The organism is Stenotrophomonas indicatrix (genome assembly GCA_041545745.1).
GTDB classification, from domain to species: domain Bacteria; phylum Pseudomonadota; class Gammaproteobacteria; order Xanthomonadales; family Xanthomonadaceae; genus Stenotrophomonas; species Stenotrophomonas indicatrix_A.
In genome coordinates this window covers 3,534,587-3,561,021 of record CP168152.1, presented here as the reverse complement: position 1 = coordinate 3,561,021, position 26,435 = coordinate 3,534,587, and the positions used below count along the sequence as shown (strand labels likewise).

Genomic DNA, 26,435 nt, shown 5'->3' with positions numbered 1-26,435 from the left:
GGATGATCGCAACGCTCCTGGCCCTGCAGGCCACGGTCACCGAGGCTTTGCCGGCTGACGTCAGCAATGCCGCGACCCAGACCCTTGCCCAGGCCACCACCGGCGGCGGCATCAACTACCTCGAACTGATGGCCAAGGCCAGCCTGCCGGTGAAGATCATCGTGCTGGCGCTGCTGGTCGGCTCGTTCGTCAGCTGGGTGATCATTTTCCGCAAGGCCCGCATCTTCAAGCAGGCCACCCGCGAAGCCGACGAGTTCGAGAACCGCTTCTGGTCCGGTGCCGACCTGGGCAAGCTGTACAGCTCGGCCACCGACCGCAGCCGCAACGTCGGCGGCTTGGAAGCGATCTTCGAAGCCGGTTTCCGCGAGTACACCCGCCTGCGCGACAAGCGCCGGCTGGATGGCCGCGCCCAGCTGGAAGGTGCCCAGCGCGCGATGCGCACCACCTATACCCGCGAAGTCGACCAGCTCGAGCGCAACCTGGAACTGCTGGCCAACATCGGCTCGACCGCCCCGTACGTGGGCCTGGTCGGTACCGTGTTCGGCATCATGGTGACCATGCACGACATGATCAGCAGCGGTGCCCAGGCCGGTATCGCTGCCGTCGCTCCGGGCATCTCCGAAGCGCTGTTCGCCACCGCCATCGGCCTGTTCGTGGCGATTCCGGCAGTGTGGGCCTACAACCGCTTCACCACCCGCGTGGAGCGCATGTCGGTGCGTTTCGAGACCTTCGCCGACGAGTTCAGCTCGATCCTGCAGCGCCAGAGCGCTGGCGACGAGTAAGCGCCAGACCCGGGAGTCCAAGCCATGTCCGCTGCCATCGGTCGCCGCAAGCGCCGCAAGCTGAAATCGGAAATCAACGTCGTTCCCTATATCGACGTCATGCTGGTGCTGTTGATCATCTTCATGGTCACCGCGCCCATGCTCACCCTGACCTTCGACGTCGACCTGCCCAATTCCAACGCCAAGGCGCTGGAAAGCAAGCAGGATCCGTTGATCGTCTCGGTGCGCCAGGACGGCCAGCTCAGCCTCAAGCTGCCTGACGCCAAGGAACCCACCGCAGTCACCGCCGAGGAACTGCAGGGCCATCTGTCCGGCATCGCCGCGCAGGACAAGGACGTGCGCGTGATCGTCGCCGCCGACCGTGCCGTGGCCTATGAAAAGGTCATCGCGGCAATGGATGTGATCAAGCGCGCCCACGTCGACAAGGTGAGCCTGGCCACCGATGCGAACTGACGTCCTGTCGCCACCGCACAAGCAGGAGCCCGGCTGGGGCCAGCCCCTGCTGCTGGCCGTGCTGGTGCACCTGCTGGTCGCGCTGATCTTCATCGGCGCCTGGCTGTGGTCACCGCAGCGCAATACCGATGCCGCCGCAGGCGATCCCTCGGTCGAGGCCAGTCTGGCGTTGTCCGCGTCCGAAGCCGCCGCCGCCCGCCAGGCCCTGCGCCAGTCGGAAAAGCTGGAAGACCTGCCGCCGCCGGTGGCCGAACCGATCCCGGTGCCGGAAGACACCATCCCGCCGCCGCAGCCGATTGAAGAGCCGCGCCCGCAGGACGCACCGACGCCGCAGCAGCAACAGGCGCAGGAACGCGTGGCGCAGCCCGACACCAAGGACCAGGACGCGGTCAGCGCGTTGGCGATCTCGCAGGAAAAGGCCAAGCAGGAGCAGGAAGCCAAGCGCCGCCAGGAACAGATCGACCTGACCGAGCGCAAGCGCCAGGAAGAGGCCGAGCAGAAGCTGCGTCTGGCCAAGCAGCAGGAAGCGGACGCCAAGAAGAAGCAGGCCGAGCAGGAGCGCCTGGCCGCTGACAAGGCAGAGGCCGAGAAGCAGAAGAAGATCGCCGACATCCGCGCCCGCCGCGAGCAGGCCGAGAAGGAAGCCAAGCTGGCCGAGCAGAAGCTGCGCCAGGTCGCTGCCGCGCGCAATGCCGCAGGCACGGCTGCTGCCGGTGCCAGTGGTGCCGCACAGCCGGCTGCCGGTGGTGGTGGCAGCAGTGACGATCTGTCTGCCAAGTACGCTGCGGCCATCCAGGCCAAGGTGCTGGCGCAGTGGGTGCGTCCGGACAGCGTGCCGCTGGGCCAACGCTGCCAGATCACCATCAACCAGTTGCCGGGCGGTACCGTCCGCAGCGCTACGGTCAGCGCCGGCTGCCCGTTCGATGAAGCCGGCAAGCGCTCGATCGAGGCCGCCGTGCTCAACGCCCAGCCGCTGCCGTACCGCGGTTTCGAGCAGGTATTCGCACGCACGATCAACTTCACGTTCACCGCCCAGGATCGCTGAGGCGCGGGGCAGGGCAGCCCTTTTGGGGCTGTCCCGTCATCCAATGACGCCTTTAGTTCTGGATCGTGCGGGCCTGTCCACGCCATGCTTGGGACGAGTCACCGGCACGAAGGTGGCCGCGACGTTAACGGCATGTGAGAGGCCCGGCTGGCACTGACTCGGAATTCACGTACCCTTGGTTCATGATTGCGAAGCGGTTCACTGCCGTTTTGTTATCCCTCGTTCCGGTTCCCCCTATTTGAGCGCTCCATGAAGAAGATGCCTCGCTGGCTTGCCGTGTTTGCGGCCCTGTTGCTGCCCTTTGCTGCCGTCGCGCAGCAGAAGGGGCTGGATATCGACATCATCGGCGGCAACGCCTCCGCCCTCCCGATCACCATCGTGCCGATGCCCTACCAGGGTGCGGCCGGCGCTCCGCAGACCGACGTCGCCGGCGTGGTCCGTGCCGACCTCGAACGTTCGGGCCAGTTCCGTACGCTGCCCGAAGCGCAGATCGTCGAAAAGCCGATCCGTGGCGGTGACATCCAGTTCGCCACCTGGCGCGCGCTGAAGCAGAACTACATCGTCGTCGGCCGGGTCATGGACGCCGGTGCCGGCGCCTACCGCGTCGAGTACGAACTGTTCGACGTGCCCAAGGGCGAGCGCCTGCTGGGCCTGGCGATGACCGCGCGCGGCAACGCCATGCGTGACGTCGCCCACCAGATGGCCGACGCCATCTACGAGAAGATCACCGGTGTCCGAGGCGCCTTCTGGACCCGCATCGCCTACGTGACCGCCAGTGGCAAGGGCGACGCCATGCGCTATGCGCTGATGGTGGCCGATTCGGACGGCTTCAACCCGCAGACCATCGTGCGTTCGGCCGAGCCGCTGCTGTCGCCGTCGTGGAGCCCGGATGGCAACAAGCTGGCCTACGTCAGCTTCGAACGTGGCAACTCGGCCATCTACATCCAGAACATCTCCACCGGCGCCCGTGAACTGGTCACCAGCTTCCGCGGCATCAACAGCGCCCCGGCCTTCTCGCCGGACGGCCGCAAGCTGGCCCTGACCCTGTCGCGTTCGGGCAACCCGGAAATCTACGTGATGGATCTGGGCAGCAAGCAGCTGACCCAGCTGACCAACCACTTCGCCATCGATACCGAGCCGACCTGGGCCCCGGACGGCAGCGCGGTGTACTTCACCTCCGACCGCGGCGGCCGTCCGCAGGTCTACAAGGTCGGTGCCGGTGGTGGCAGCGCCGAGCGCGTGACCTTCCAGGGCAACTACAACGCAAAGCCCTCGGTCTCCTACGACGGAAAGAAGATCGCCGTGGCCCAGGGTTCTGGCAACAGCTACAAGATCGCCCTGATGGACAGCTCGCTGGGTTCGCCCCGCTGGAGCACGCTGTCGCCGGGTTCGCTGGACGAATCGCCGAGCTTCGCGCCCAACGCGAGCATGGTGCTGTATGCCGCCCGTGAGGGTGGTCGTGGTGTGCTGTACGCCGTCTCGGCCGACGCGCGCGTGCGCCAGCGCCTGGTCCTGGCAGACGGTGATGTGCGCGAGCCGGCATGGTCCCCATACCGTACCCAGCGCTAAAAGAGTGTTAATATTTTCTCTGTATTGAACCCCTCATCGGCTTAGGAGCCACAAAGGTATCGCCATGAACAAGTCCACCCGCGTTCTGCTTGTTTCCCTGCTGTCCGTGGCCGTCCTGGCCGGTTGCTCGAAGAAGGTCAAGGAAGAAGCCCCGGCTCCGGTCGATACCGGCACCTCGACCACCACCCCGACCGGTCCGTCCACCTCCGGCCTGTACGGCCCGGGCGATCTGGACACCGATGCCTGCCTGCGTCAGCGCGTTGTTTACTTCGACCTGGACAAGGAAGAAGTGAAGCCGGAATTCCAGGCCATCATGGCTTGCCACGCCAAGTACCTGCGTGACCGTCCGTCTTCGCGCATCACCCTGCAGGGCCACACCGACGAGCGCGGTTCGCGCGCGTACAACCAGGCTCTGGGCGAGCGTCGTGGCAACGGCGTCAACTCGGCGCTGCAGGCCAACGGTGGCTCGGCTTCGCAGCTGACCGTCGTGTCCTACGGTGAAGAGCGTCCGGTCTGCACCGAGTCGAACGAGTCCTGCTGGTCGCAGAACCGTCGCGTCGAAATCGTCTACACCGCGCAGTAATCCATGCGCCTTGGCATCAAACTGATGCTGGTCGTTGCGGCAGCCCTCGTGGCTGCCGCACCGGCGCATGCACAACGTCAGAGTCTGGCCGACCGCGTCGGTTCGCTCGAGCAGCAGATGTACAACAACAGTGCCAACCAGGACCTGTTGAACCAGATCAATCAGCTGCGGCAGCAGGTCACCAGCCTGCAGGCCTCGATCGAGCAACTCCAGCACGACAACGCCCAGCTCAAGCAGTCCGCCCAGGACCAGTACCTGGATCTGGACAGCCGCCTGAACCGGTTGGAAGGGGGCTCTGCCGCCCCGGCCCTGCCTGCTGTTCCGGCGAGCGCACCGAAGGCTCCTGCAGCCCCGGCAAAACCCGCAGCGGCGGCCACTTCCGAGCGGCCGCCTTCCGTCCATGGTGACCCGGGCAGCCTGGCCGTCACCGGTGACGAGCGTACGTCCTACAACGTGGCCTTCGATGCGTTGAAGGCAGGCAAGTACGATGATTCGGCGCAGCTGTTCCTGAGTTTCCTGGAGCTGTACCCGAACGGCGTCTACGCCCCCAATGCGCTGTACTGGCTGGGCGAGAGCTATTACGCCACCCGCAATTTCCCGATGGCCGAGTCCCAGTTCCGCGAACTGCTCTCGCGCTATCCCACCCACGACAAGGCCGCAGGTGGCCTGCTCAAGGTCGGCCTCTCGCAGTATGGCGAGGGTAAGGTCGACCAGGCCCAGCAGACGCTGGAGACCGTCGTGGCGCAATACCCGGGCTCGGATGCCGCGCGAACCGCGCAGGACCGCCTGCAATCGATCCGCCTCGGCAATCAGATCCGCTGATCCGCTGACCGGGCGTACAATACGCCCCCTGGCGCTGGGTTGACTCCCGGCAGCCTCCTGTAGAGCCGAGCCCATGCTCGGCTGCTTTCGTTTCCGGCGTCGGTACATCCGTCGCCCGCCCCATGAAGAATTGTCTGCCATGACCGCCGTCACTCCGTCCAACGCCGTTGCCACGCCCAGCGAGATCGTGCAATCACCCTTGCCGCGCCTGAAGATCACCGAGATCTTCACCTCGTTGCAGGGCGAAGCCGATACCGCTGGTTGGCCGACCGTGTTCGTGCGCCTGACCGGTTGCCCGCTGCGCTGCCAGTACTGCGACACCGCTTACGCCTTCCACGGCGGCACCTGGTGGGACATCGACGACATCGTGGCTCATGTGCAGGCGCAGGGCGTGCGCCACGTCTGCGTGACCGGCGGCGAGCCGCTGGCACAGAAGCGCTGCCTGGTGCTGCTGCAGAAGCTGTGCGATGCCGGCCTCGACGTGTCGCTGGAAACGTCCGGTGCGCTGGACGTCAGCGCGGTCGATCCGCGTGTATCGCGCGTGGTCGACATCAAGACCCCCGGCTCGGCCGAGGTCGCGCGCAATCGGCTGGAGAACCTGCCGCTGCTGACCATGCGCGACCAGATCAAGTTCGTGATCTGCAACCGCGAGGACTACGACTGGGCCAAGGCGATGGTCGTCGAGCACCAGCTGGTGCAGCGCACGATGGTGTTCTTCTCGCCCAGCAAGGGCGAGATCACTGCCCGCCAGCTGGCGGACTGGATCGTGGAAGACCGGCTGCCGGTGCGCTTCCAGATGCAGTTGCATAAGATTCTCTGGAATGACGAACCGGGCCGCTGAGCCCGTCCGTTGTTCCTTGATGTAGTTCCGGCGCGGGACAGCGTGCTGGCTTTTCCCCCAAACCGGATGATTTACCCATGAAGAAGGCAGTCGTGCTTCTCTCCGGCGGCATGGATTCAGCCGCCGTCATCGCCATGGCCCAGGAACAGGGCTTCGCCGTGCATGCCCTGAGCGTGCGCTACGGCCAGCGCCACACCTCCGAACTGGATGCGGCCGCGCGCGTGGCCAAGGCCCAGGGCGTGATCGTGCACAAGACCGTGGACGTGGACCTGCGCAGCATCGGCGGCTCGGCGCTGACCGACGACATCGACGTGCCCGAGGCGGGCGGCGAGGGCATCCCGGTCACCTACGTGCCGGCGCGCAACACCATCATGCTGTCGCTGGCGCTGGGCTGGGCCGAAGTGCTCGGTGCCAACGACATCTTCTGCGGCGTCAACGCCGTGGACTACTCCGGTTACCCCGATTGCCGCCCCGAGTTCATCGCCGCTTTCCAGGCGCTGGCCAACCTGGCGACCAAGTCGGGCGTGGAAGGCGCGGGCATCACCGTGCATGCGCCGCTGCAGTTCCTCAGCAAGGGCCAGATCGTCAGCGAAGGCGTGCGCCTGGGCGTGGACTTCGGCCTGACCGTGTCCTGCTACAACGCCGATGCCAACGGCGCGGCCTGTGGCCACTGCGATGCCTGCCGTCTGCGCGCGCAGGGCTTCACCGAAGCCGGTGTGGCCGACCCGACGCTGTACGCCTGAGACGCGGGCCGCCGGGCATGGCCCGGCACCGCCGGGTGGTCTGATACTGGTAGGTGCCAACCTTGGTTGGCACTGTGCGCCGGGCATGGCCCGGCGTTACCGCTGCTGCAGCCACCCCGACGCCTCGATAAACCCCCGTACCGCTGCAGGATCCTCGTAATCCAGCTCGATCATCCGTGCGATCGCCGCCTGCTCATCCGGCTGCCGGCGCATGTACTCCTGCGCGATGCGATACCCCGCGTAGTAGCCCAGATCGCTCACCCCGAACGCATTGCGGGCGCTGTTGTACAGCCAGTTGTCCAGGTCATCGCCGTCCATCTCGGTGATGAAGCGAGTGCGGATCTCCGATTCATGTAACGGCCCATAGATGTACAGTGGCAGCGCCGGTCGACGGCCGCTGATCCGCTCGGCCACGTACTCGGCCACGCCCTCGCGCACCGCGTACTGCGCGAGCGAACCAGTGGTCTCGCGCTGCTGGGTGTGCACGTACTCATGCAGGTTGTTCTGTGCGTTGTTCGCACCGGGATTGCTGTCGTAGAAGACCCGCAGGCGACTGCGCAACGGCTCCGGCAGTTCGCTGACATCCACGCTTGCATCGCCCAGTGCCATCTCCGCGCCGATCAGCACCTGGTTACCCAGCGTGGTGCCGCCCGTGCGCAGCACGCCCACCGCATAGGTGATGCTGGCCGGGCGCAGGGCGGGGTAGAGCCTGCGGAACGCCGCCAGATCCCGCTCCAGCGTGGCGCTGGCCTGCCGTGCGTTGGCGGTCAGCGGCCGCACCGAAGACCAGAAGCGCGGCCAGGCGAGCATGGCGTCGGCGTACTCGGCGGCGGTGTAGTTGCGCACCTTCATCAGCGCATGCAGGCCGGGACTGCCTGGATCGATGTAGCGCTGCTGGATCAGGGCCACCCGCTGCGCGGCATCGGGCTGGGCAAGCACCGCATCGTAGGTAGCCCAGAAGCGGTCGATATCGTCGGTCCGCACCTGTGTGGGCGCTGCGGCAGAGGCGGCGAACGGCAGCAGCAGGGCGAGCATCAGCGGCAGTGGCAGGCGCATCCATCGCTCCGGGGCAGGGGCGCAGGTGAGATGCGGCGCGTGGCGGAATGGTTTAGAGGCCCGCAGCCGGGGTAGTGGCGGCCGCTGGTCGGCAACCTCGTGGATCTCCGGCTTCACCCAGCCCCGAAAAGTACGGTAGAATGCCCACCCCGCCGAAAGGCCGGGGCCTTGCATGGGCCGTTAGCTCAGTCGGTAGAGCAGAAGACTTTTAATCTTTTGGTCGATGGTTCGAATCCATCACGGCCCACCATTGCATCAATGACTTAGGCGCCCTTGCGGCGCCTTTTTCGTGTCTTCGGAAAAATTGCCGGAAAAATTAAGTGGTTCCACGCTCAAGTGCGTTCCTCTTGCCGGGCGGTTGAACCACTGGCAGTTCATGGTCGTAGCGCTGCCGCATCGTTTCGGTAACGTGACCGCCGGCAGCCTTGTTGTCGCCATCTGTGATGCCCCGGTGTTTCAAGCCATGAAGTGCGAAGCGTTCGTCCTTGGAGATCACCCCAACGCGAACCGCTTCGGTAATGAAGCGCTGCCAGGCACTGTCGAGTGCGGACTGCCGGAATGGATGCCGGGGGCTTAGTCCGCGCTGCTCCACGAATCCGCGACGCTGTTCCGCCGCAAGTATTGCAACAACGGCTCGCACGCCGGTTCTATCCTGCACCTGACCGACAGTCAGTCCGAGGGCGGTGAAGTGGACAATCTGCGCGAGGCGCTGCGGCAGTCCCGTGGCCCTGGCAACTTCCGTAATCTGTTCGTCCATTCGCGGGCGGCAGAAAAGTTGGGTTGACGCTGATCCCGGTCAGCGAAGTGGCGGCCAAGGATGAATTCACTGGCATCAAGGGCGTTACCCGTGACGACATGCTCGCGTCGCTAAGCACGCCCCCGCCGCTGCTTCGGATCGTGCCGCGAGCGACGCCACGAAGAAGGCTCTGCCCATGAAGAACGAACTGGTCCACGGCGATGCGTTGAACGCCCGGCCTACCCTGCCGGCCGCGAGCTTCGACGCCCTTATCACTGATCCGCCGTACGCCAGCGGTGGCGTGCATGCCGCCGCGCTCCAGTGTTGCCGCGTGTGATCGGCGAGAACGTGCGCAAGGCCGACAAGCACCACATGACCGGCAAACCCACCGACCCGATGTGGCAGCTGGTGAGAATATGTGAGGAGGGTGGCCTTGTGCTTGACCAGTTCGCTGGCAGCGGCACCACCTTGGTCGCTGCACACGAGATGGGCTACGGCTGGACCGAAATCGAGATGACTCAGCATTACTTCGAGGCGGCTGCTGAGTGATTGGCAGACACCTTCCAACAATCAGCTCTACGTTCATCATGGCAAAGGCCACCATCGGGTGGCCTTTCGTTTGGGGTCTAGGGGCGGCTGCAACTGGCCCTAGCCGAATCACGATAGATATCGGAAAGACTGAGGAGCCGAGGTCGTGCCGATGACCTCGGTCAAGCTGAGAGGGGAGTCGTAACGTCTAGCTGACTTCACTTTGAACGCGTGTGCCGTTGTTCGACCCTTGAAGTAAGAATTAAAGAACGACTTTGTAATGCCGGAGAATTCATGTGTCATGGCCCACAAGTCTTTCGGCTTATGGGAGATGCATCGGTCGACCTCGAACTCGCCGATGATTTTTCCGACCGGCATAGTCGCGTAGATCACAACCGTCGTAATGCCTTGAGCTTTCGGCAGTGCCTTGCGGAACTCGAACCGCTTACGACCGTCGAGAATTTTCTCGGCATATTCAGGCTTGATTGACAATAAGACTTTCATCGATTTCGCCTAGTTGGGCAATGTGATGTAGCTGGTCGAAGCTGAGGGGCATGAACCCCCAGTAAGCATCCTTTGCAAGTCCTACATCTTCGACAAGGCGAGCACGGTTTGGCCGCTTCTTCAGGGCGACATTGTAGGTGAACTTGAAGATGTTCGGGTACCTCTTGTACTTCCAAAACTCGTCCAGCTCTTTGATCGTAAAAATGCTATAGGGGCTACAGTACGCTTTGAAGTCTTCTGCGGACTGGAAGCTATCAATGTGGCGCGACTCTTCCACTACTCCTATGGTCGTCGCAACGGACTCGAACCAAGGTCGTCCACCTTTGGGGGCGGGCCTGTAGATTACAATAACGTCATTTGGCCTTAGGCTCTCCGTCCCTTTCATTGCCGCCAAATAGACTTTGTGGATGCTGTTTGTATGAGATACGTCTTGCACCAAATCTTGACTCTCGGTTCGTAAGATCGAGTCGGGCAGCAGCCTCGTGTGCCACTCGGGATAGAGAGATATCAAGTAGCAGCGATTTCTGCCCATTGGAATGCTCGGATAGCTCGCCACTGGGTTTACATAAGGTGCCTTGAAATCCTTCTGGAGTACTAGCTCTTCGCCGTTTTTAGACTTCTTCCGGGCAATGCGGATGAAGCCGTGGCGTTCGAAGAGTCGAAGTAGCGCCTCGTGCTTCTCGAAGACTGTGACATAAATCAATGCGATGTCGTGATGGATTGCATGGTCAAACACCTTCTTCAGAAAGCGCTCTCCCAGCTTTGTGCCTATCGCATTTAGCTTAAAAGTGCCCACCTTTATGCGTCGCGCGGGTGGCAGCGGTGGCGACACGTCGTTGAGAGCGCCTTCTTCAATCTTTAGATACAGAAATCCGTCAATCCCTCCCTGATCACGCTTAAATATGTATGCGCGATCCTCGGCCTTTTTTTGGAACCAAGTGGGGAACTCTGCGTAGTCAGCCTTAAGGCTGTCAAAGAACGAGTCCGATAGATCTATATTCTTGAACTGCTCGTACGCTAGCTCGTTGCCTTGAGACATTCCCTTCTCCTGATGGCGGCGGTATGAGGTCAATCCTTCTGGTCAAACCTCAGGGCTCAATCATATCCGAATGACTGAGGTTGCCGCTGAGCATTGCCGGTGGAGAGCAAGGGCGCGTGCTATCGCGATTGGAACAGCGGAAGAGCAAAGCGATGAACTGTGGGTCATGGCGGCAGACAGGGTTCCGCGGGGAAGGACGCCCTTGAGGCTGCCCCGATCAAAGGCCCAGGACTCGCAGACCTCTCCAGCCCCGATCCGGACCTGGCAACGGATCACAGTGCGCCCAGCACTCGTGATGGGCCCTCGTCTCCCGGCAACGCCTGCGCACTTCATGGGGTGATTTTTCTGCGTCCCCCGCGCAAACGGCGAACCCTCGCTCGCTATGGCTGCGCAGGCTTCCCGCAGCCCTTTGTCGGCCCTGCGAACCCTACGGGTAACAGGCCTTTGCAGCCCCCACCCAGGCCGCCTAACGGCGAAGTTGGCCACTGATGCAGCTGCTGCTCTGCGTTGTTGCGAGCCGTGTTCACGGCTCGGCTTATACGGCATCGCTACATGGGCGGTGCATCGGACGCAAGCAGCATCGGCATGGCTTCTTCATCATGCACTGGCCGTGAGACTGGTGCAGAGTTGCTGGAGGTCGAGCTGCGCCCCCAACTGCTCAGAAGTAGGCGTGTCGGGTGTATTTCGCGGCGCCCCACCTACTCTGAAGCGCCGATGCCGCACGCCAAAGCTCCGAGTAGGGTACTGAATGCACCTTGATAATGGCTGATTCCGGGAAGCTTGGATGATTGAAGAGATCAACGCCTATCTCTTGCTCCCAAGGAATTCTGCGATCGTTGTCGGCGCACGGAATGCCAAGTCCACAAAGGTGTGCCAAGCTCGTCTCGATGACTACTCCGCCTTCGGAGTCAGACTCGTCCAGCTGATTGAGAGCGAAGAATGTTGCAACGTTCCTATCGCTGCTAAAGCTCAGCCAGCTAAGCCTATTGGTCGAGGAATCCATTGCTGTGAACGTTAGAGCATTCTGAACGCAGCTTGAGACATACACGTCAGCATCACCTGCGCCGACGTCTGTGTCTCCCGCGTAGAGTTGTGCCTCACGTTCGGATCCCTTGCGCGCGATTCCCTGCCGAGTATTCCACTGATGCAATGTCATGCCTCGGTAGATGGCTACGGTGCTTGCGCTATTTTGATCGTGCGGGAAATAGATCATGGGACCTGGTGAGACTGGTTGGTGGGCTTAGTATCCACCAATGGAGCGCACAAGGCAGTGCTGCGAGGGAGTCGGCGCCAGTCGCATTGATCTACAACGTGGCGTTATAGATTCTTTTGTCCGCGAAGTCGGGCTTGCGTCGATAGGTCCCTAGTCTGACCTAGTTGACGCTTCTCGCGCCCGAGGAGAGCCGGCATCGTGCCGGCTCCATGTTGCTACCCTAGTCTGCTACCCGTTTCGAGTTGGAGATGAAATGGGTGCGCGAGAGAGGAGACTCGTAATAGTCCTCATCTAAGAACCGCAAGAGACGGCGAAGGTCAGCAGGCGCTTCCGGCAGTTCGATGCGGCCGTCCTGAGTCAGAGGTATGTCCAGCTTAAAAACCAACGCAGCGGCTGCAAGCTCCTGGGGAGTGTGCTTGCTAAGGACATCTGACTGAAGTATCAAGCCGATCTTTGACCTGATTATCGAGTTCGCTGACCGTTCAAATGCCTGCGGGTCGGGCGAGTAAAGAACGGGGTGATTGGCGAACTCGACGACCTCTTGGGCAGTTGCCTCCTTGTAACATTCGCTGACGGCGAACACTCTGCGCAGGAAGTGAAAGCTCTGAAACGTGAGCCTCGTGCCTTCCAGGACCGCTAGCAGCCTAGTGTCCAGCGTGAGTCCGCCAGCTTCTACTTTCTGGAATGTGTTGCCTGTAAAGAATAGAGAAAGGCCTTTTGCGATCAACCTTCTGCGCTCGAATAGCTGGACGAGGGCCCGAGGCGTCCCATCTGGCGAGCCGGTGAAAAGTGCTTTGACGTCGTCAAGAGAGTGCACATTTTCATCGAAGGTTGGCACAGCCATCGGGTTGACGGTGGCTCCGATCAAATTGTCTATATCGACGTAGTTGTCGATGACGAGGAGCTCATCGTTGTCGGGTCGGTATCTCCCATCAAACTGGACGTGGGCAGTGACGCCCGCACTAAAGTTGTTGTACTGCTGCGTGAATACATCGGTGATGGTCTGTTGAAGCGGTGCACTCAAAGGCAGGCGAAGCACTCGTGCGTTCGGGTTTGATGTAAGTGCAAACAAGTTCAGCATATCTAAATTCCTTTTCTGGGTGATGCTTCGAGAATTCCATACTCGCTAAGTTGAACGATCTCCTTGATGGCGCCAACCTTTGTGATCTTCGTTCTAGTGATCAGCAAGAAGGTGATCTTGTCCTGCGTCTCAACCTCGTAGAAATGGTAGCCGAAGAGCCCGAGTACAGGATTCACCTGTAGCGAGTTGGTGCTCCACAGCACAAATAGAAGCATTCCGGCCGCCAAGATCCACTCTCCGAGCTCGGCAGACGCCTGCCCACGAAACACTAGTGGGAGTGCGTACGCGACGAAAAAGCCAATCACTTCCTTGTCTGCATTCTTCGCCTTTTCAATCTTGACGGGCACGCGCTCAAGATCGCGCTGGCACCTGCGAATAATCGCAAGGCTAAGCGCGCCTAGTAGAACGCAGGTAAGGGCTGCAATCACCGCAAGTTGGATGTTATGAGCGCGCGTCGCATACGAGTAAGCTACTGAGACGCTTATGGGCGCGATTGCCGTAAGAGCCAGCAGCAACCTCACCAGCCGGCTAAGCATGAACCACCTCCTGTGTTCCACCAGTGTCTGAAATTAGCGGCAGATCGCCAGCAAGTCTATGTAAGCGTAGGGTGCCCGAAGCTGATCTCAGGGTCTGCGATCTACACTGTGGGCTGGAAAAATTCCCGGCTCAGGGTAGCTGTGGAAGGGGTTTCATGCCTTCTGGCCGGAAGAAAAAGTGGCGTAAAGCACTGATTCCATTGTGTTTGCTAGCATTCTTTTAATCTTTTGGTCGATGGTTCGAATCCATCACGGCCCACCATTGCAGGCAATGACTTCGGTCATAGAAAAAGGCACCGCGAAGCGGTGCCTTTTTTGTTGCGGATGACCCGTCCTGAATTGGGTTGACACCTTTTCCCTCTGGAAAAGGAATGTTCAATGAAATCAACAATCAGGCGCAGCCAACGGGATTACTCGCTGGCCTTCAAGTTGTCGGTGGTAGACCAGGTCGAGCGCGGGGAGCTGACCTACAAAAAGGCCCAGGAGCGTTATGGGATCCAAGGGCGCAGCACGGTGCTTTCCTGGCTTCGTCGGCATGGTCGGCAGGATTGGTCAGCTGGGGCATCATTGCCTCCCATGAGCACTGTCCCCAAAGCCGGGGCGGCCAAGCCGCTGACGCCGGAACAACAGATCAAGGCCCTGCAGGTCCAGTTGCGGGAGGCAAACGAGAAGGCGCAGTTGTTCGAGGCCATCGTGGATGTCCTCAAAGAGGATTACGGGGTAAAAATCGTAAAAAAGCCTTCCGGCAAGTCCTCACGCAAGGGCGCCTCAAAGGCGTAAGCGTGGCAAGGGCTTGCCGCCATTTCGGCATCAGTCGGCAGGCGTTCTATCAGGCCGGTCACCGCCATCAGCGGCGAGACGCTGCTGATGCTACGGCACTGTCGCTGGTGAGCGACTGCCGCGCGCGCCAGCCTCGGGTCGGTACGCGCAAGCTGCACCATCTGATTGAGCCGAAGCTGCAGGCGGCGGGGATCGCTCTGGGGCGCGATCGTTTATTTGACGTGCTCCGAGAAGCGCGCTTGCTGGTGCCGCAGCGCCGCGCGTATCACAAGACGACCGATAGCCATCATCGCTTCCGCAAGCATCCCAATCTGCTCAAATCCGGTGAAGGATGCATCGTTCCCAGTGGCTGCGAACAGGTGTGGGTGGCTGACATCACCTATCTACCAACAGATGGGAAGTTCGTTTACCTGAGCCTTGTTACCGATGCGTGGTCACGCAAGATCGTAGGCTGGAGCGTGAATGAGACGCTGCAGACCGAACATACCGCGCAGGCATTGGAGATGGCCCTGAAAACCCGGAAAACGAGGCAACGGCTGATCCACCATTCGGATCGGGGCATCCAGTACTGCTCGGACAACTATCAGAAGATCCATGCCAAGCACGGCCTGACCTGCTCCATGACCGAGGGCTACGATTGCTATCAGAACGCTCTGGCAGAGCGGATCAACGGGATCCTCAAATGCGAGTTTCTGCTCCGTCGCCCACGGGACCTGGGACAGGCTCGGCAGATGGTGGCTGAGGCAGTGGAGATCTACAACGCCGAGCGCCCCCACCTGTCCCTTAAAATGCAGACGCCCGATGCGATGCACCGGGCGTCCTTGGCCGCCTGACGGCGGCCGGATCATCCACCCCATAGGTGTCAACCTATGGCAGGACGGGTCAGGAACGTGGAGTCCTACTTGGACTTCGCGCCCTGGGAACGGGCTGTCTCGCGGTCTGCCTCTACCTTGGCGGCAGCATTCGCAGCACGCTCCACTGCAGCGCGTTCTGCGTCGAACCGGGCCTGCCGCTGGGCGCTGTAATTGCGCTCGAGTTCCAGCGAAGCAATGAAGCTGTCGGGGTGCTTGGCGGCGCACGCCTGCTGCACCAATTGCACGGCACGGTCGGACAGGCCGGGTTGGATGTTGCCGAGCAGGCAGTCGGCGTAAGGCACGGAAGCAGCCGGGCTTGCGGCCAGCGCGGCAATGATCATGGCATTCAACATGCGAACCTCCTTGTGTCAGTGTCGATGGAACTCGGGACGAACCCGGCCCGAGTATGGTCTGGATTGTGGTGCAGGTGTTCCTACTCAGGCCGGATATCCCGGCACACCAGTTCCGCCAGCCCGCGGCAGGCGAAGAACAGCCCTTCGACCACGCCGTCATCCAGATATCGGTCCGGCGTTGCCATCGATCGGCAGCGATCGGCGGCGTGCAGCATCTCTGCCACGGTCAGCATGCCGACGGCGGCCCGCTCCAGGCGTGACAGCGCCACCCTGCGCCCTGCGGGAAGGCTTGCATCAGGCCAGGGCTGGCCGTCTGCACCTTCGCCCGCCCGGATGCGTTCGAGGCAGCCCAGGAAGGTGCTCAGTTCGGGTATGGGATTGTCGTCGTCGTCGTTGACGCTGGCGGCATATGAGGCATAGGGCGGACGTTCGGTCATCTCGGCTTCCTCGGCTCTGCGATGGGATTGCCACCGTCTGAGACGGGTGGCGGACGGTGCGTGGCTGCAAGCCGGAATGACATCAAGCAATTGACCGGCGGGCCCGAAGACCCCCACGCACCGCCCGCCATAGAGGCCGACGGATCGCCCGCCGGCACCGATTCAGGACGGTGCCGACGGGCGAGCGCAAACAACGTGCTTGATAGTCATTACGGGCTTGCAGGCCCGGTGCCACCCGTTGTCGGTGGCGCAGCATGGTGTTTACGCCCGCGCTTGGAGTTCAATGAGAATTTTCCGAAGGGAAATGCGGACTCCAGGCGCGCGAAGATGGTTGCGCAGGCGCATCTAATGCAGCAAGTGACAACGCGCGACGTATTCGTTCACGCATGTGGTCGATCACGTTGGAGAATGCCGTAAACCGCACATGGCGGCGCATCTGTCGTGAACCAGCGCGTGTAAAGCTGGCTTCACTTTCGCCGTCAATGTCCTCTGCGCGTTCCTGTGTACCCACCGCATTTCGGTGCAGGTGCGACGGTAGAGGCGTCCTTGGCGGTTCAAACGCGACACGTGGCGGTACGCGCGCGGTATGGGCGGGCCGCGCCCGGGTGCGATTCACGGGGAATCATCCACGCATGGCGTGGATCTACGCATCCGGCAGGGATGTTAAGCACGTCGCAGCCGCCAACGCTTGCCTCCGGACGTTATGCTCGGCGTCTTTTCCAGGATGGGGCGCCCCATGCGTTTGATCGTGCTGTCGCTGTTGTTGTCCGCTGTCTCCGCCGCGCCGCTGATGGCCGCCGAACCGGCAGCGCAGCCGGCGGCCGCTTCGCCACTGGCTATCGGCGAAACCTTCACCATCGAATCCAAGGCACTGGGCGAAACCCGTCGCATCAACGTCTATCGCCCGCAGCCGTGGGGGCTGGATCCGAAGACGCCGCTGCCGGTGATCTACATGCCGGACGGCGGCATCGGCGAGGACTTCCTGCACGTGGCAGGGCTGGTGCAGGTACTGACCGGCAATGGCAGCATGCGCCCGTTCCTGCTGGTCGGCATCGAAAACACCGAGCCCCGCCGCGATATGACCGGCCCCACCAACGTGGCGGAGGATCGCAAGATCGCGCCACGTATTGGTGGCTCGGCGGCATATCGCGATTTCCTGCGCGATGAACTGATGCCGCAGGTGCGCCAGCGCTACCCGACCACCGACGAGCGCGCGCTGATCGGCGAATCGTTGGCGGGCCTGTTCGTGGTCGAGACGCTGCTGCAGGAGCCAACCTTGTTCAACAGCTATATCGCGCTGGACCCCAGCCTGTGGTGGAACCGCGGCGCTTTGCTGTCTGGCGCAGGCAAGCAGTTGCCGTCAGTTGCCCGCAGCGGTGCGCGGCTGTTCCTGGCCAGCAGTGGCCAGCCGGAACTGGCCGCGTCGAGCGCACGCTTGGCGGCGGTGTTGCAGCAGGCATCACCGGCAACGCTGGTGAAGTACCAGCCGCTGCCGGAAGAGACCCACGCAACGATCTACCACCCAGCGGCGCTGCAGGCGCTACGCACGCTGTTCCCGGCGCCGCCGCCGGCTTCGCCTTGAGAGTGGCTTGGCGTGCAGCAACGCGGCGTGTGAGGATGCGGTAGCGGCGCCATCTGCGCGCGCCGCCCGCAACGGGAGAGCGAACGGATGCAGCGTGTGCGTGGATGGAGTGTGGCGGTCTGCCTGGCCGTAAGTGGTTGTGCGATGTCGGTGGCGCCGCCGGCCGCGCAGGGTGAAGCGAAGGAGAGCGCGGCCACCGCTGTGCCGGGCGTGGTGCTGCCGGATACCGAAGCGCAGCGCGTGCACGATCCTGTTGGTCGTGATTATCCGATCTGGGTGGCGCTGCCGGCCGACTATGCCGCGCATCCTGAAAAACGCTACCCGGTGCTGTACGTGACCGATGCGCTGTACAGCTTTCCGTTGGTGCGCAGTGTGCGCAACCTGGTGGGGCAGCAGGGCGTCAACATCGAGGATTTCATCCTGGTCGGGTTGCCGCCGCAGGAGGGCCTGACGTCCAAGCAGAGCCGCTCGCGCGATTACACACCCAGCAACCCGGTGCGTACGCCAGCGGGCTACTACAGCGATGATGTTACCTACGGTGGTGCCGCGCACTATCGCGACTTTGTGGCTGCGCAGGTGTTGCCGATGATCGATGCGCGCTACCGCACCGATCCCGCCCGGCGCGTGTTCGCGGGGCATTCCTATGGCGCGCTGTTTGGTACTTACGTGCTGACGACCCAGCCGGACATGTTCAGCACCTACATCCTGTCCAGCCCGTCGCTGTGGTTCGACCAAGGCCTGCTGCCGCGCATGCAGGACGCCGCCGTCATCCCGGCGCAGCCGACCCGCGTGCTGTTGTCGGTGGGCGGCTACGAGACGGTCAAGGAAGGGCCGCGCTACTCCACCGGCAACGACATGCTACGGCAGGCCGCCGACTTTACTGCCCAGCTGCAGCGCAGTGGCCGCAAGCTGCAGGTGGAGAACATCGTGATTGATGGCGAAGACCATCTCACTGTGTATCCGCGGGTGATCACCCGTGCGCTGCTGCAGGTGCTTCCGGGCGAAGGACCGTATACCGGCGGTTGACGGCCAATTCCATCCACGCATGCAGATGTACCAGTAGATCCACGCCATGCGTGGATGAACGTCTCACGCTGCCTGTGCATCCGCCCCGGTCAACACGCCGACATCCGCATGCCGGAAGCACAGCCGGATCGCATCCAGCAGCTCGCTCATGTTGTAGGGCTTGGGCAGGAAGTGGATGCCGTCCTGCAGCTGCGGCAGCACAGCGTGCTGGTCCATGCCCGAGGTCACCAGGATCGGCAGCTCGGGATACAGGCTGCGCACGCGGTTGGCCGCTTCAATGCCGCTGATCAGGCCCAGGTTGACGTCGGTGAACAACAGATCGAAACGTTCACCGGCCGCCAGCAGGCCCAGTGCCGCTTCGGCAGAGCTCACGCCCACCACGTGGCAGGCCTGGCTCTCCAGCGCCATCCGGCTCAGTTCACGGGTTTCCTCGGCGTCTTCGATCAGCAGGACGCGTGGTTCAACGTGGCGCTTGGACAGCAGCATGACGCAACAACTCCGGACGGCAGGGCATGAAAGGCGCGCAAGTATGCGCAAGCCCCCAGTGAGCCCCGTGTGCAGGATCGGCTAAGTGGGCGTTACAGGGCGTTGTTGCGTTGGCGGCGCACATGCCAGGCCAGCGCTGCCACCGCCAGCAGTGCAGTGCCGATGCGCAGGCCGGTGGCCCGCCAGCCCAATGCAACTGCGTCATCGAGGCTGAACACATTCCAGGCCAGGTTCATCGATATGTGCAGGGCCAGACCGCACCACAGGGTGTTGCCATCCAGATGGTCCAGCCAGGCGAAGATGAAGCCACCGAAGGCGATCACCGCGCCGACGAACAGGGCGGTGCCGCCGCCGTCGACGCCGCCGAAGCCGAGCCAATGCACCAAGCCGAACAGCAGCGCCTGCGGTAGCGCAAGCAGGGGCCACGGGCCGCGCACGATCTTCACAAACAGCACGAAGCCGAGGCCGCGGAACAGCACTTCCTCGGCCAGCGGGAACAGCATCGCCAGCATCGTGGCATCCAGCGCCGTCAGCGCCGTGTTGGGCGTTCCCAGCAGGGCCAGCCCCAGCCAGCACAGCAGGCTGGCCAGCAGCACCCACAACGGGCCACCCATGCCGTTTCTGCGCAGGCCGAGGCTGGCCAGCACGCCCACACCGCGGGGGCGCAGCAGCGTGGCCAGCAGCAGTGCGACCAGCACCGCCAGCGCGTTGTCCAGCAGGCTGCCACCGTAGGGCATGGGCAGGGCGGGAATCGGAGCTCCCAGCGCGGCACTGATGTCACGCACGTTCAGGCCGAGGCCAACGCCGAGCAGAACCAGCAACAGGCGCATGCCGGTGGGAATCGAGTCGCGGGCAGTCATCTGCATTCCTTGCAGCGGGGGAGCGGGCAGTCTGCAGGGCGGGGGATGGGGCGGCACGCGCCGGAAGTCCCTGTGCCATCGGTCATGCGTTGCCGCACAGTCATCCGCACGCATGTACAGTCGAGGCCAGACCGACAGGAGCAATGCGAATGCTGTGCCCCGTGTGCAAGACCCAGACCCTGCAGATGGCCGAGCGCCATGGCATCGAGATCGACTACTGCCCGAGCTGCCGTGGTGTATGGCTGGATCGTGGCGAGCTGGACAAGATCATCGAGCGCGCCACCGACGGTGCGGGTGCCGCCATGCCATCGCCAGGGCCCGCGCCTGTGCAACCGCAGGCCGCGCCGCCGCCGGTGATGCACCGCGACACCCGTCATCTCGGCCAGCGCCATGATGACAACCGTGGCCAGTACAGCCAGGGCTACAAGAAAAAGAAGAAGGAGAGCTTCCTCTCCGAACTGTTCGATTTCTGACGCCGCTCAGGGTCGGCGCAGGATGAATTCGCGGTCGCGGCTGTCGCCGACGATGAAGTCATACTCGCCGGCCTTGCTGCAGCCGTAGCGCGCGTAGAAGCGCTGCGCGCCGAAGTTCTCTTCCCACACGCCCACCCACAGGGTGCGGCGCTGTGGCTGGTCCAGCCAGGCCATGAACGCATCCATCAGCCGCGCACCGTGGCCACCGTTCTGGTGGCTGGACAGGATGTACAGACGCTTGAGTTCGACGTCGCCGTCGCGCGCGTCCGCATGCGGCAGGGTGTTGGCGCCGGCGGCCAGATAGCCCACCACCGTTTCGCCCTCCAGCAGCAGCCACACCGCGCTGCGCGGGTCGGACAGTTCGACCCGTTGCGGTGTGGTGCCGTAGTGATCCTGCAGGAAGGTGTGCAGGTCCTGCGGCGGATAGGAATCGCCCCAGGTTTCGGTATAGGTGGCGATGGCGATCGCCGACAGCGCGTCGACGTCGGCCAGGGTGGCGCGGCGGATATGCAACGACATGGTGCAGCCTGCAATGGAACGTGCGGCAGTGTAGCCGGCCCCGGTGGTTGCCGGGGCTGGCGAGTGCTCATGATCGGCTGCTCAGAACCACATGCGGATGCCGGCGACCCAGCGCGTGTCGCGTGCATGGTCGCCTGCATAGTCCGCCGTGTCGCCGAACGCGCGTTCGTGGCTGATGCCGATGTACGGCGCGAAGCGGCGGCTGAACTCGTAGCGCAGGCGCAGGCCGGCTTCGACCTTGTTGAGGCCGCGGCCGATGCCGTACTCCGGCTCATCCTTGCTGGCCACGGTCGCTTCCAGCAGGGGCTGCAGGATCAACCGGTTGGTCAACAACACGTCGTATTCGATTTCGGCCTTGGCCATCAGCTGGCCACCGGAACCGGCATACAGCGTGGCCGAGCTTTCGAACTTGTACGGTGCCAACCCCTGGATGCCGATCGCCGCCCAGGTGCGTGAGTCGGCGGGGCGGAAGTCCTGGCGTACGCCGACCAGCACGTCCCACCACGGCGAAATGGCACGCCCGTAGAGTGCTTCCACGCCCGACGATTCCGTGCGGCCTTCGCTGCGTTCGCCATCTGTACGCAGCCACAGGCGGTTGATGTTGCCGCCGATCCAGCCGCTGGCCTCCCAGGCCTGGCCGTTGCCGTTCTTTCCATCCCAGTGTTCCAGGCGATCGATCAGCAGCAGGCTGTGGATTTCCGGTGGGTGCTCCATCGCACCATGCGCGATGGGTGGGAACGCGGCCGCACGATCAGCATCGGTGGGGACAGGTATCGGTTCGCGCGGCTGCATCGGCGCGGGCGTGCCGTGGCCCATTGTCGAGTGATCCATCGCGCCATGATCCATCGTTGAATGGTCCATCGCACCGTGATCCATCTTCGAATGATCTACGTCGGCAGCTGCCGCTGGTGTGGCGTCGGCAGGAGGCGAAGGCGCTGTCATGTCATGGCCGGCATGGGACTGTGCGAATGCAGGCAGCGTGGCCAGCAAGCCGAGGGTCAACAGGCTCGGAGCAAGCAGGGAACGGCTCATTCTTCGATCCTCACTTCGCGCATCATGCCGGCTTCCATGTGGTACAGGAGATGGCAGTGGTAGGCCCAGCGACCGAGTGCATCGGCGCGTACGCGATAGGTGCGGCGTGTACCGGGCGGCATGTCGATGGTGTGCTTGCGCAGCTGGAATTCACCCTGTGCGTTTTCCAGGTCGCTCCACACGCCATGCAGATGGATCGGGTGCTGCATCATGGTGTCGTTGACCAGCACGATGCGCATGCGCTCGCCGTAGTTCAGCCGAAGCGGTTCGGCACCGGCGAAGGGAATGCCATCGAACGACCAGGAGAACTTCTCCATGTGGCCGGTCAGGTGCAGCTCGATCTCGCGGCCGGGCTCGCGGCCGTCGGGGTCGTCAAACAGGCTGCGCATCGCACCATAGGTGAGCACCTGGCGGCCGTTGTCGCGCAGGCCGATGCCGGGGTCGTCCAGCTTTGGCTCGGTGGCCGAGCTCTGCATGTCCACCAGCGGGTTGTTGTGCTCGCTGGCCGGATGCTTTGGTGCCTTGCTGGCGGCATCGCTGCCGCCGCCATGCGCACCGTGGCCCATGCTGGCACCACAGCCGCCTTCCATGCCCTTCATTGCCGCCATGTCGTGGCCACCATGGCCACCGCCGCCCATGTCGTGGCCCATGTCGCTCATGGTCAGCAACGGGCGCGGGTCGCGTTGCGGAATCGGTGCCTGCAGGCCATGGCGCACCGCCAGCGTGCCGGCGGCATAACCGGTGCGGCCCATGTCCTGGCAGAAGATGGTGAAGGCATCCTGGCCGCTGGGTTCAACCAGTACGTCGTAGGTTTCGGCCGGGGCGATGCGGAACTCGTCGATGCTGACCGGATGGATGTACTGGCCATCGGCGGCGACCACGGTCATCTTCAGGCCGGGAATGCGCACGTCGAAGTAGGTCATCGACGCGCCGTTGATGAAGCGCAGCAGCACCTTTTCGCCACTGCGGAACAGCCCGGTCCAGTTGCCGGCCGGCGCAGTCCCGTTCATCAGGTAGGTGTAGGTGTGCGCGTTGATGTCGGAGATGTCGCTGGGCGTCATCCGCATCCGGCCCCACATGCCGCGGTCGGACAGCGCGGCCGACCAGCCATCGCGACGGGCGTCGCGCAGGAAGTCAGGCAGGGTGCGTTTGTAGTAGTTGTCGTGCTCGGCGAGCTTCTTCATGCGCCGGAACAGCGCGCCAGGATCCATGTCGGTCCAGTCGGACAGCATGATCACGTGCTCGCGGTCATGCCGGTACGGCGCCGGTTCGGCCGGGTCGATGATCAGCGCGCCGTACAGCCCCGCCTGTTCCTGGAACAGCGAATGGCTGTGATACCAGTAGGTGCCGGACTGCTTGAGATCGAAGTGGTAGTGGTAGGTCTCGCCGGGGCCGATGCCGTTGAAGCTCAGGCCGGGCACGCCATCCATGTTGGCCGGCAGCAGGATGCCGTGCCAGTGGATGGAGGTGGGGTGCTGGCCGAGCGTGTTGCGCACGAACAGGTCCACGGTCTGGCCTTCGCGCCAGCGCAGGATCGGTGCCGGCAGCGAGCCGTTGACGGTGATCGCCGGGCGGGTGCGGCCGGTGAAGTTGGCCAGCGACTCGCCGATGGCCAGTTCGACGCGGGTATCGCTGATGACCGCCGGCGCGCCGGCCAGGCGTGGCGCGGCAGAGGCGGCAGCGAGCGCGCGCTGCGGGATGCTGGCCGCGGCGATGCCGGCGACCACGCCGCCAGCAGCGATGCCCTGCACGAACAGACGGCGCGACGGCATGGGCACAGCGCCCGGGCCGGGAGGAATACGGGTACTCATGGTGGTGACTCCAAACACGGAAGGACGCCAGCACAGGGCCGGCTTCAGTGCGCAGCGCGCACGAGGCGTGTTGGATCAGTTGATGGGAGGGCGTGAGATCGGCGGCAACAGTGGTGCCGGGCGGCCGTTGGCAGGCATCGGTTGCGGAGTCAGGGAAAGACCGGGGCCGGCCAGGAACGGCAGTGCCTGCACCGCCAGCAGCGGGTGCTGCGCGCAGCTGCGCACGCAGTCCTTGATCTGGCAGTGCGCGTCATGGGCGGGGGCCTTGGCCTGTGGCGCTTCGTCGGCGGTCATGCCGGCGTGGTGGTGGCAGTCCGCGTCGCCCTCGTCGGTCATCGCCGAGGTCATCGCGTGGGCCATGCGGCCCATTTCCTCGTGTCCGCTGGCCATGGCCGCGTTCAGCCCGTTGAGCAACAGGCTGAGCATGAGCACGACACGGAGCAGGGTCGAGGCGAGGGACATGGCGCTAATCTAGCGGCAAGTGGGCGGACATGCACATCCGGCTGAATGGCCGGTTCAAGGTTGGAGCAGCACCAGGCTGGGGCCGGGGCGCGCTCAACCTTCCTCGCGCACGATCTCCACCAGGCGCGGGCCATAGCGGCTGAGCTTGGTGCCGCCGATGCCACCGACCCGGGCCAGTTCGTCCAGCGAGGTCGGGCGCTGTTCGGCGATGTTGCGCAGGGTGCTGTCGTGGAAGATCACGAAGGCCGGCACGTTCTGCTCGCGCGCCAGCTCGGCGCGCAGGCCGCGCAGCGCGTTGAACAGGGCCAGGTCCTGCGGCAGCACCGACAGGCCGGTGCGCTGCGCGCTGCGTTCACGCCCGGCACTGGCACTGACCGCATCACGGCGCATGCTGATCTGGCGGCGACCGGTCAGTACATCGCGGCTGGCATCGGTCAGGCGCAGGCCGCCGTGTCCCTCGCTGTCCACTTCCAGCAGGCTGGCCGCCACCAACTGGCGGAACACGCTGCGCCAGGTGCGCGCATCCAGATCGCGGCCGATGGCGTAGGTGCTCAGCTTGTCGTGGCCCTGCTGCTTGACCTTTTCGTTCTCGCTGCCACGCAGGACGTCGATCAGGTGGCCGACGCCGAAGCGCTGGCCACTGCGGTACACACAGCTCAAGGCCTTCTGCGCGGGGATGGTGGCATCCCAAGCGGCCGGCGGGGTCAGGCAGTTGTCGCAGTTGCCGCAGGGTTTGGGATAGGTCTCGCCGAAGCCGGCCAGCAGCACCTGGCGGCGGCACTGCATCGATTCACAGTAGCCCAGCAGGTGGTCGAGCTTGGACCGCTCCAGCTGCTTGCGCTCCTCGCTGGCCTCGGACTGCTCGATCATCTGCTTGAGCAGTACTACATCGCCCAGGCCGTAGCAGAGCCAGGCTTCGGCGGCTTCGCCATCGCGGCCGGCGCGGCCGGTCTCCTGGTAATAGCCTTCCATCGACTTGGGAAGGTCGGTGTGGGCGACGAAGCGCACGTCCGGCTTGTCGATGCCCATGCCGAAGGCGATGGTCGCGCACATGACAATGCCGTCCTCACGCAGGAACCGGCGCTGGTTGTTGGCACGCACTTCCGAGGGCAGGCCGGCGTGGTAGGGCAGGGCGTTGAAACCCTGCGTGCACAGGAACTCGGCGGTTTCTTCCACCTTGCGCCGTGACATGCAGTAGACGATGCCGGCCTCGCTGCGATGGCTGCGCAGGAAATCGCTCAGCTGCTTGCGGGCGTTGTCCTTCTGCACCACGGTGTAGCGGATGTTGGGGCGGTCGAAGGAGCTGACGAAGTGGCGTGCTTCGGCCAGGTCCAGGCGCTCGGCGATCTCGCGCTGGGTCGGCGGGTCGGCGGTAGCGGTCAGGGCGATCCGCGGAATCTCCGGCCAACGCTCGTGCAGGACGGTCAGCTGCCGGTATTCGGGGCGGAAGTCGTGGCCCCATTGCGACACGCAATGGGCTTCGTCGATGGCGAACAGGGCGATCCGGCTGCGCGACAGCAGCGACAGGAAACGGCCGGTCAGCAGGCGTTCGGGGGCGACATAGAGCATGTCGAGCTCACCGGCGAGCAGTTCGCGTTCGACCCGGCCGGCCGTTTCGGCGTCCAGGGTCGAGTTCAGGAATTCGGCGCGCACACCGAGCTGGCGTAGGGCTTCGACCTGGTCCTGCATCAGTGCGATCAGCGGCGAGATGACGATGCCACAGCCGTCACGCAGCAGGGCGGGCACTTGGTAGCACAGTGATTTGCCGCCGCCGGTAGGCATCAGCACCAGGGCATCGTGACCGGCAGCCACATGCTCCACGATGTCCTGCTGCGGACCACGGAAATCGTCATAACCAAAGACGCGGCGGAGCAGGTCGTGCGCGGGACGGGAAGCCATCCGGCTAGTTTACCCCGGCGGGGGTTCGGCCGGGTTGCACCCGGCACCTGCTGTAGTGCCGGCCGCTGGCCGGCAACTCTGGCAACAGCAACAGCAACAGCCGGCTTTGGGCTGATACGTGGTTTGGCGGGGCGGTGTCGGATTGCGGGGACGCCGCAAGTACGTCCCTGTAGGCTTGGCCGCGGCATCCATGCCGCGGACACCCCGCAATCCGACACCGCCCCGCCTTCGACAGTTTCCCGGTGGCGGTGGGTCCATCCACGCCATGCGTGGATCAAATCTGTCAGATATCGACAAACAAAATGGGGTCGGATCCGTTTTCCTGCGGAA

28 protein-coding genes, 1 tRNA gene and 2 pseudogenes are annotated in these 26,435 nt (G+C 63.5%); 16 read left to right on the top strand and 15 right to left on the bottom strand.

The window, feature by feature from the left end:
• Positions 1-2 precede the first annotated feature (2 nt).
• From tolQ to queC, 8 genes are all read left to right on the top strand, one after another.
• Positions 3-782 (top strand): protein TolQ, encoded by a 780-nt coding sequence (tolQ, locus tag ACEF39_RS16270; protein ID WP_025874672.1) that lies wholly within the window; start codon positions 3-5, stop codon positions 780-782.
• Positions 783-806: 24 nt separating this feature from the next.
• Positions 807-1,235 carry a protein TolR gene (gene tolR, locus ACEF39_RS16265; protein ID WP_100460132.1) on the top strand — a complete coding sequence of 143 codons (429 nt, stop codon included), beginning with the start codon at positions 807-809 and terminating at the stop codon, positions 1,233-1,235.
• Complete coding sequence (gene tolA, locus ACEF39_RS16260; protein ID WP_313250168.1) at positions 1,225-2,280, top strand: cell envelope integrity protein TolA; 1,056 nt, start codon at positions 1,225-1,227, stop codon at positions 2,278-2,280. The genes tolR and tolA overlap by 11 nt, the downstream gene beginning before the upstream one ends.
• A gap of 249 nt (positions 2,281-2,529) precedes the next feature.
• Positions 2,530-3,849, top strand: a complete 1,320-nt coding sequence (gene tolB, locus ACEF39_RS16255) for a Tol-Pal system beta propeller repeat protein TolB (RefSeq protein WP_025874669.1) — start codon at positions 2,530-2,532, stop codon at positions 3,847-3,849.
• A gap of 64 nt (positions 3,850-3,913) precedes the next feature.
• A complete protein-coding gene (pal, locus tag ACEF39_RS16250) occupies positions 3,914-4,432 on the top strand; it encodes a peptidoglycan-associated lipoprotein Pal (protein WP_089236555.1) in 519 nt (172 codons plus the stop codon).
• 3 nt (positions 4,433-4,435) lie between these two features.
• The gene (gene ybgF, locus ACEF39_RS16245; protein ID WP_088100990.1) at positions 4,436-5,254 is read left to right on the top strand and encodes a tol-pal system protein YbgF; all 819 of its coding nucleotides are present in this window, start codon (positions 4,436-4,438) and stop codon (positions 5,252-5,254) included.
• A gap of 139 nt (positions 5,255-5,393) precedes the next feature.
• Positions 5,394-6,095, top strand: coding sequence for a 7-carboxy-7-deazaguanine synthase QueE (queE, locus tag ACEF39_RS16240; protein WP_500285801.1), 702 nt, complete (start codon positions 5,394-5,396; stop codon positions 6,093-6,095).
• 77 nt (positions 6,096-6,172) lie between these two features.
• On the top strand, positions 6,173-6,838 hold the full coding sequence (gene queC, locus ACEF39_RS16235; RefSeq protein ID WP_100460128.1) for a 7-cyano-7-deazaguanine synthase QueC: 666 nt from the start codon (positions 6,173-6,175) through the stop codon (positions 6,836-6,838).
• Positions 6,839-6,934: 96 nt separating this feature from the next.
• Here the strand turns inward: queC and ACEF39_RS16230 are convergent, their stop codons facing one another.
• Complete coding sequence (locus ACEF39_RS16230) at positions 6,935-7,894, bottom strand: DUF2268 domain-containing putative Zn-dependent protease (protein WP_500285800.1); 960 nt, start codon at positions 7,892-7,894, stop codon at positions 6,935-6,937.
• Between the two features lie 174 nt (positions 7,895-8,068).
• Between ACEF39_RS16230 and ACEF39_RS16225 the strand changes: the two genes are divergently transcribed.
• From ACEF39_RS16225 to ACEF39_RS16210, 4 genes and pseudogenes are all read left to right on the top strand, one after another.
• Positions 8,069-8,144 (top strand) — tRNA-Lys (locus ACEF39_RS16225).
• Between the two features lie 297 nt (positions 8,145-8,441).
• Positions 8,442-8,800 (top strand): annotated as a pseudogene (locus ACEF39_RS16220) (phage portal protein); the annotation flags it as partial.
• Between the two features lie 26 nt (positions 8,801-8,826).
• Positions 8,827-8,967: a hypothetical protein gene (locus ACEF39_RS16215; RefSeq protein ID WP_500285799.1), complete on the top strand. Its 141-nt coding sequence runs from the start codon at positions 8,827-8,829 to the stop codon at positions 8,965-8,967.
• Positions 8,940-9,179, top strand: a pseudogene (locus ACEF39_RS16210) (DNA methyltransferase); the annotation flags it as partial. The gene ACEF39_RS16215 and the pseudogene ACEF39_RS16210, both read left to right, overlap by 28 nt.
• 108 nt (positions 9,180-9,287) lie before the next feature.
• Here ACEF39_RS16210 and ACEF39_RS16205 read toward each other — a convergent pair.
• The 5 genes from ACEF39_RS16205 to ACEF39_RS16185 form a co-directional block, all read right to left on the bottom strand.
• Positions 9,288-9,662, bottom strand: a complete 375-nt coding sequence (locus tag ACEF39_RS16205; RefSeq protein WP_500285798.1) for an ASCH domain-containing protein — start codon at positions 9,660-9,662, stop codon at positions 9,288-9,290.
• Positions 9,634-10,701: a GNAT family N-acetyltransferase gene (locus tag ACEF39_RS16200; protein WP_500285797.1), complete on the bottom strand. Its 1,068-nt coding sequence runs from the start codon at positions 10,699-10,701 to the stop codon at positions 9,634-9,636. The genes ACEF39_RS16205 and ACEF39_RS16200 overlap by 29 nt, the downstream gene beginning before the upstream one ends.
• A 658-nt stretch (positions 10,702-11,359) precedes the next feature.
• Positions 11,360-11,914: a hypothetical protein gene (locus tag ACEF39_RS16195; RefSeq protein WP_500285796.1), complete on the bottom strand. Its 555-nt coding sequence runs from the start codon at positions 11,912-11,914 to the stop codon at positions 11,360-11,362.
• Between the two features lie 220 nt (positions 11,915-12,134).
• Complete coding sequence (locus ACEF39_RS16190) at positions 12,135-12,995, bottom strand: hypothetical protein (RefSeq protein ID WP_500285795.1); 861 nt, start codon at positions 12,993-12,995, stop codon at positions 12,135-12,137.
• Positions 12,996-12,997: 2 nt separating this feature from the next.
• On the bottom strand, positions 12,998-13,531 hold the full coding sequence (locus tag ACEF39_RS16185; protein WP_500285794.1) for a KwaA family protein: 534 nt from the start codon (positions 13,529-13,531) through the stop codon (positions 12,998-13,000).
• A 378-nt stretch (positions 13,532-13,909) separates the two neighbouring features.
• On the opposite strand from ACEF39_RS16185, the gene ACEF39_RS16180 reads away from it, so the two are divergent.
• Positions 13,910-15,144 (top strand): IS3 family transposase gene (locus ACEF39_RS16180; RefSeq protein ID WP_500285793.1). Its coding sequence is split into 2 segments (ribosomal slippage): positions 13,910-14,261 and positions 14,261-15,144, totalling 1,236 coding nucleotides; the frame shifts between segments, so codons are not numbered across the junction.
• Positions 15,145-15,209: 65 nt separating this feature from the next.
• Here ACEF39_RS16180 and ACEF39_RS16175 read toward each other — a convergent pair.
• Positions 15,210-15,518, bottom strand: coding sequence for a hypothetical protein (locus tag ACEF39_RS16175; protein ID WP_500285792.1), 309 nt, complete (start codon positions 15,516-15,518; stop codon positions 15,210-15,212).
• 80 nt (positions 15,519-15,598) lie between these two features.
• Positions 15,599-15,955 (bottom strand): hypothetical protein, encoded by a 357-nt coding sequence (locus ACEF39_RS16170; protein WP_265955808.1) that lies wholly within the window; start codon positions 15,953-15,955, stop codon positions 15,599-15,601.
• Between the two features lie 736 nt (positions 15,956-16,691).
• Between ACEF39_RS16170 and ACEF39_RS16165 the strand changes: the two genes are divergently transcribed.
• Together ACEF39_RS16165 and ACEF39_RS16160 are read left to right on the top strand one after the other, a co-directional pair.
• A complete protein-coding gene (locus ACEF39_RS16165) occupies positions 16,692-17,537 on the top strand; it encodes an alpha/beta hydrolase (protein ID WP_500285791.1) in 846 nt (281 codons plus the stop codon).
• A gap of 87 nt (positions 17,538-17,624) precedes the next feature.
• Positions 17,625-18,563, top strand: coding sequence for an alpha/beta hydrolase (locus tag ACEF39_RS16160; protein WP_500285790.1), 939 nt, complete (start codon positions 17,625-17,627; stop codon positions 18,561-18,563).
• Positions 18,564-18,626: 63 nt separating this feature from the next.
• On the opposite strand, the gene ACEF39_RS16155 is transcribed toward ACEF39_RS16160, so the two are convergent.
• Positions 18,627-19,049 (bottom strand): response regulator, encoded by a 423-nt coding sequence (locus tag ACEF39_RS16155; protein ID WP_500285789.1) that lies wholly within the window; start codon positions 19,047-19,049, stop codon positions 18,627-18,629.
• A 92-nt stretch (positions 19,050-19,141) separates the two neighbouring features.
• On the bottom strand, positions 19,142-19,909 hold the full coding sequence (locus tag ACEF39_RS16150; RefSeq protein ID WP_500285788.1) for a CPBP family glutamic-type intramembrane protease: 768 nt from the start codon (positions 19,907-19,909) through the stop codon (positions 19,142-19,144).
• 149 nt (positions 19,910-20,058) lie between these two features.
• On the opposite strand from ACEF39_RS16150, the gene ACEF39_RS16145 reads away from it, so the two are divergent.
• Positions 20,059-20,382, top strand: a complete 324-nt coding sequence (locus ACEF39_RS16145) for a TFIIB-type zinc ribbon-containing protein (protein WP_500285787.1) — start codon at positions 20,059-20,061, stop codon at positions 20,380-20,382.
• A 6-nt stretch (positions 20,383-20,388) separates the two neighbouring features.
• Here the strand turns inward: ACEF39_RS16145 and ACEF39_RS16140 are convergent, their stop codons facing one another.
• The 5 genes from ACEF39_RS16140 to recQ form a co-directional block, all read right to left on the bottom strand.
• Positions 20,389-20,901, bottom strand: coding sequence for a GNAT family N-acetyltransferase (locus ACEF39_RS16140; RefSeq protein WP_500285786.1), 513 nt, complete (start codon positions 20,899-20,901; stop codon positions 20,389-20,391).
• A gap of 81 nt (positions 20,902-20,982) precedes the next feature.
• Positions 20,983-21,933 (bottom strand): copper resistance protein B, encoded by a 951-nt coding sequence (locus ACEF39_RS16135; protein ID WP_500285785.1) that lies wholly within the window; start codon positions 21,931-21,933, stop codon positions 20,983-20,985.
• Entirely contained in the window at positions 21,930-23,744 is a 1,815-nt protein-coding gene (locus ACEF39_RS16130) for a copper resistance system multicopper oxidase (RefSeq protein ID WP_500285784.1), read from the bottom strand. Before ACEF39_RS16130 ends, ACEF39_RS16135 begins: the two co-directional genes overlap by 4 nt.
• Positions 23,745-23,819: 75 nt before the next feature.
• Entirely contained in the window at positions 23,820-24,206 is a 387-nt protein-coding gene (locus ACEF39_RS16125; protein WP_500285783.1) for a CopL family metal-binding regulatory protein, read from the bottom strand.
• Positions 24,207-24,299: 93 nt separating this feature from the next.
• Positions 24,300-26,105 (bottom strand): DNA helicase RecQ, encoded by a 1,806-nt coding sequence (gene recQ / locus ACEF39_RS16120; protein ID WP_500285782.1) that lies wholly within the window; start codon positions 26,103-26,105, stop codon positions 24,300-24,302.
• Positions 26,106-26,435 lie beyond the last annotated feature (330 nt).

Excerpts from the sequence above, each read along its gene's own strand:
- ACEF39_RS16135 (WP_500285785.1), bottom strand. The coding sequence starts at position 21,933 with ATGAGCCGTTCCCTGCTTGCTCCGAGCCTGTTGACCCTCGGCTTGCTG.
- ACEF39_RS16175 (WP_500285792.1), bottom strand. The coding sequence starts at position 15,518 with ATGTTGAATGCCATGATCATTGCCGCGCTGGCCGCAAGCCCGGCTGCT.
- tolA (WP_313250168.1), top strand. The coding sequence starts at position 1,225 with ATGCGAACTGACGTCCTGTCGCCACCGCACAAGCAGGAGCCCGGCTGG.
- ACEF39_RS16145 (WP_500285787.1), top strand. The coding sequence starts at position 20,059 with ATGCTGTGCCCCGTGTGCAAGACCCAGACCCTGCAGATGGCCGAGCGC.
- queC (WP_100460128.1), top strand. The coding sequence starts at position 6,173 with ATGAAGAAGGCAGTCGTGCTTCTCTCCGGCGGCATGGATTCAGCCGCC.
- ACEF39_RS16155 (WP_500285789.1), bottom strand. The coding sequence starts at position 19,049 with ATGCTGCTGTCCAAGCGCCACGTTGAACCACGCGTCCTGCTGATCGAA.
- ACEF39_RS16150 (WP_500285788.1), bottom strand. The coding sequence starts at position 19,909 with ATGACTGCCCGCGACTCGATTCCCACCGGCATGCGCCTGTTGCTGGTT.
- recQ (WP_500285782.1), bottom strand. The coding sequence starts at position 26,105 with ATGGCTTCCCGTCCCGCGCACGACCTGCTCCGCCGCGTCTTTGGTTAT.
- tolB (WP_025874669.1), top strand. The coding sequence starts at position 2,530 with ATGAAGAAGATGCCTCGCTGGCTTGCCGTGTTTGCGGCCCTGTTGCTG.
- ACEF39_RS16185 (WP_500285794.1), bottom strand. The coding sequence starts at position 13,531 with ATGCTTAGCCGGCTGGTGAGGTTGCTGCTGGCTCTTACGGCAATCGCG.
- ybgF (WP_088100990.1), top strand. The coding sequence starts at position 4,436 with ATGCGCCTTGGCATCAAACTGATGCTGGTCGTTGCGGCAGCCCTCGTG.
- tolQ (WP_025874672.1), top strand. The coding sequence starts at position 3 with ATGATCGCAACGCTCCTGGCCCTGCAGGCCACGGTCACCGAGGCTTTG.
- ACEF39_RS16190 (WP_500285795.1), bottom strand. The coding sequence starts at position 12,995 with ATGCTGAACTTGTTTGCACTTACATCAAACCCGAACGCACGAGTGCTT.
- ACEF39_RS16130 (WP_500285784.1), bottom strand. The coding sequence starts at position 23,744 with ATGAGTACCCGTATTCCTCCCGGCCCGGGCGCTGTGCCCATGCCGTCG.
- pal (WP_089236555.1), top strand. The coding sequence starts at position 3,914 with ATGAACAAGTCCACCCGCGTTCTGCTTGTTTCCCTGCTGTCCGTGGCC.
- ACEF39_RS16230 (WP_500285800.1), bottom strand. The coding sequence starts at position 7,894 with ATGCGCCTGCCACTGCCGCTGATGCTCGCCCTGCTGCTGCCGTTCGCC.
- tolR (WP_100460132.1), top strand. The coding sequence starts at position 807 with ATGTCCGCTGCCATCGGTCGCCGCAAGCGCCGCAAGCTGAAATCGGAA.
- ACEF39_RS16160 (WP_500285790.1), top strand. The coding sequence starts at position 17,625 with ATGCAGCGTGTGCGTGGATGGAGTGTGGCGGTCTGCCTGGCCGTAAGT.
- ACEF39_RS16205 (WP_500285798.1), bottom strand. The coding sequence starts at position 9,662 with ATGAAAGTCTTATTGTCAATCAAGCCTGAATATGCCGAGAAAATTCTC.
- ACEF39_RS16195 (WP_500285796.1), bottom strand. The coding sequence starts at position 11,914 with ATGATCTATTTCCCGCACGATCAAAATAGCGCAAGCACCGTAGCCATC.
- ACEF39_RS16140 (WP_500285786.1), bottom strand. The coding sequence starts at position 20,901 with ATGTCGTTGCATATCCGCCGCGCCACCCTGGCCGACGTCGACGCGCTG.
- ACEF39_RS16215 (WP_500285799.1), top strand. The coding sequence starts at position 8,827 with ATGAAGAACGAACTGGTCCACGGCGATGCGTTGAACGCCCGGCCTACC.
- ACEF39_RS16125 (WP_500285783.1), bottom strand. The coding sequence starts at position 24,206 with ATGTCCCTCGCCTCGACCCTGCTCCGTGTCGTGCTCATGCTCAGCCTG.
- ACEF39_RS16165 (WP_500285791.1), top strand. The coding sequence starts at position 16,692 with ATGCGTTTGATCGTGCTGTCGCTGTTGTTGTCCGCTGTCTCCGCCGCG.
- ACEF39_RS16200 (WP_500285797.1), bottom strand. The coding sequence starts at position 10,701 with ATGTCTCAAGGCAACGAGCTAGCGTACGAGCAGTTCAAGAATATAGAT.
- queE (WP_500285801.1), top strand. The coding sequence starts at position 5,394 with ATGACCGCCGTCACTCCGTCCAACGCCGTTGCCACGCCCAGCGAGATC.
- ACEF39_RS16170 (WP_265955808.1), bottom strand. The coding sequence starts at position 15,955 with ATGACCGAACGTCCGCCCTATGCCTCATATGCCGCCAGCGTCAACGAC.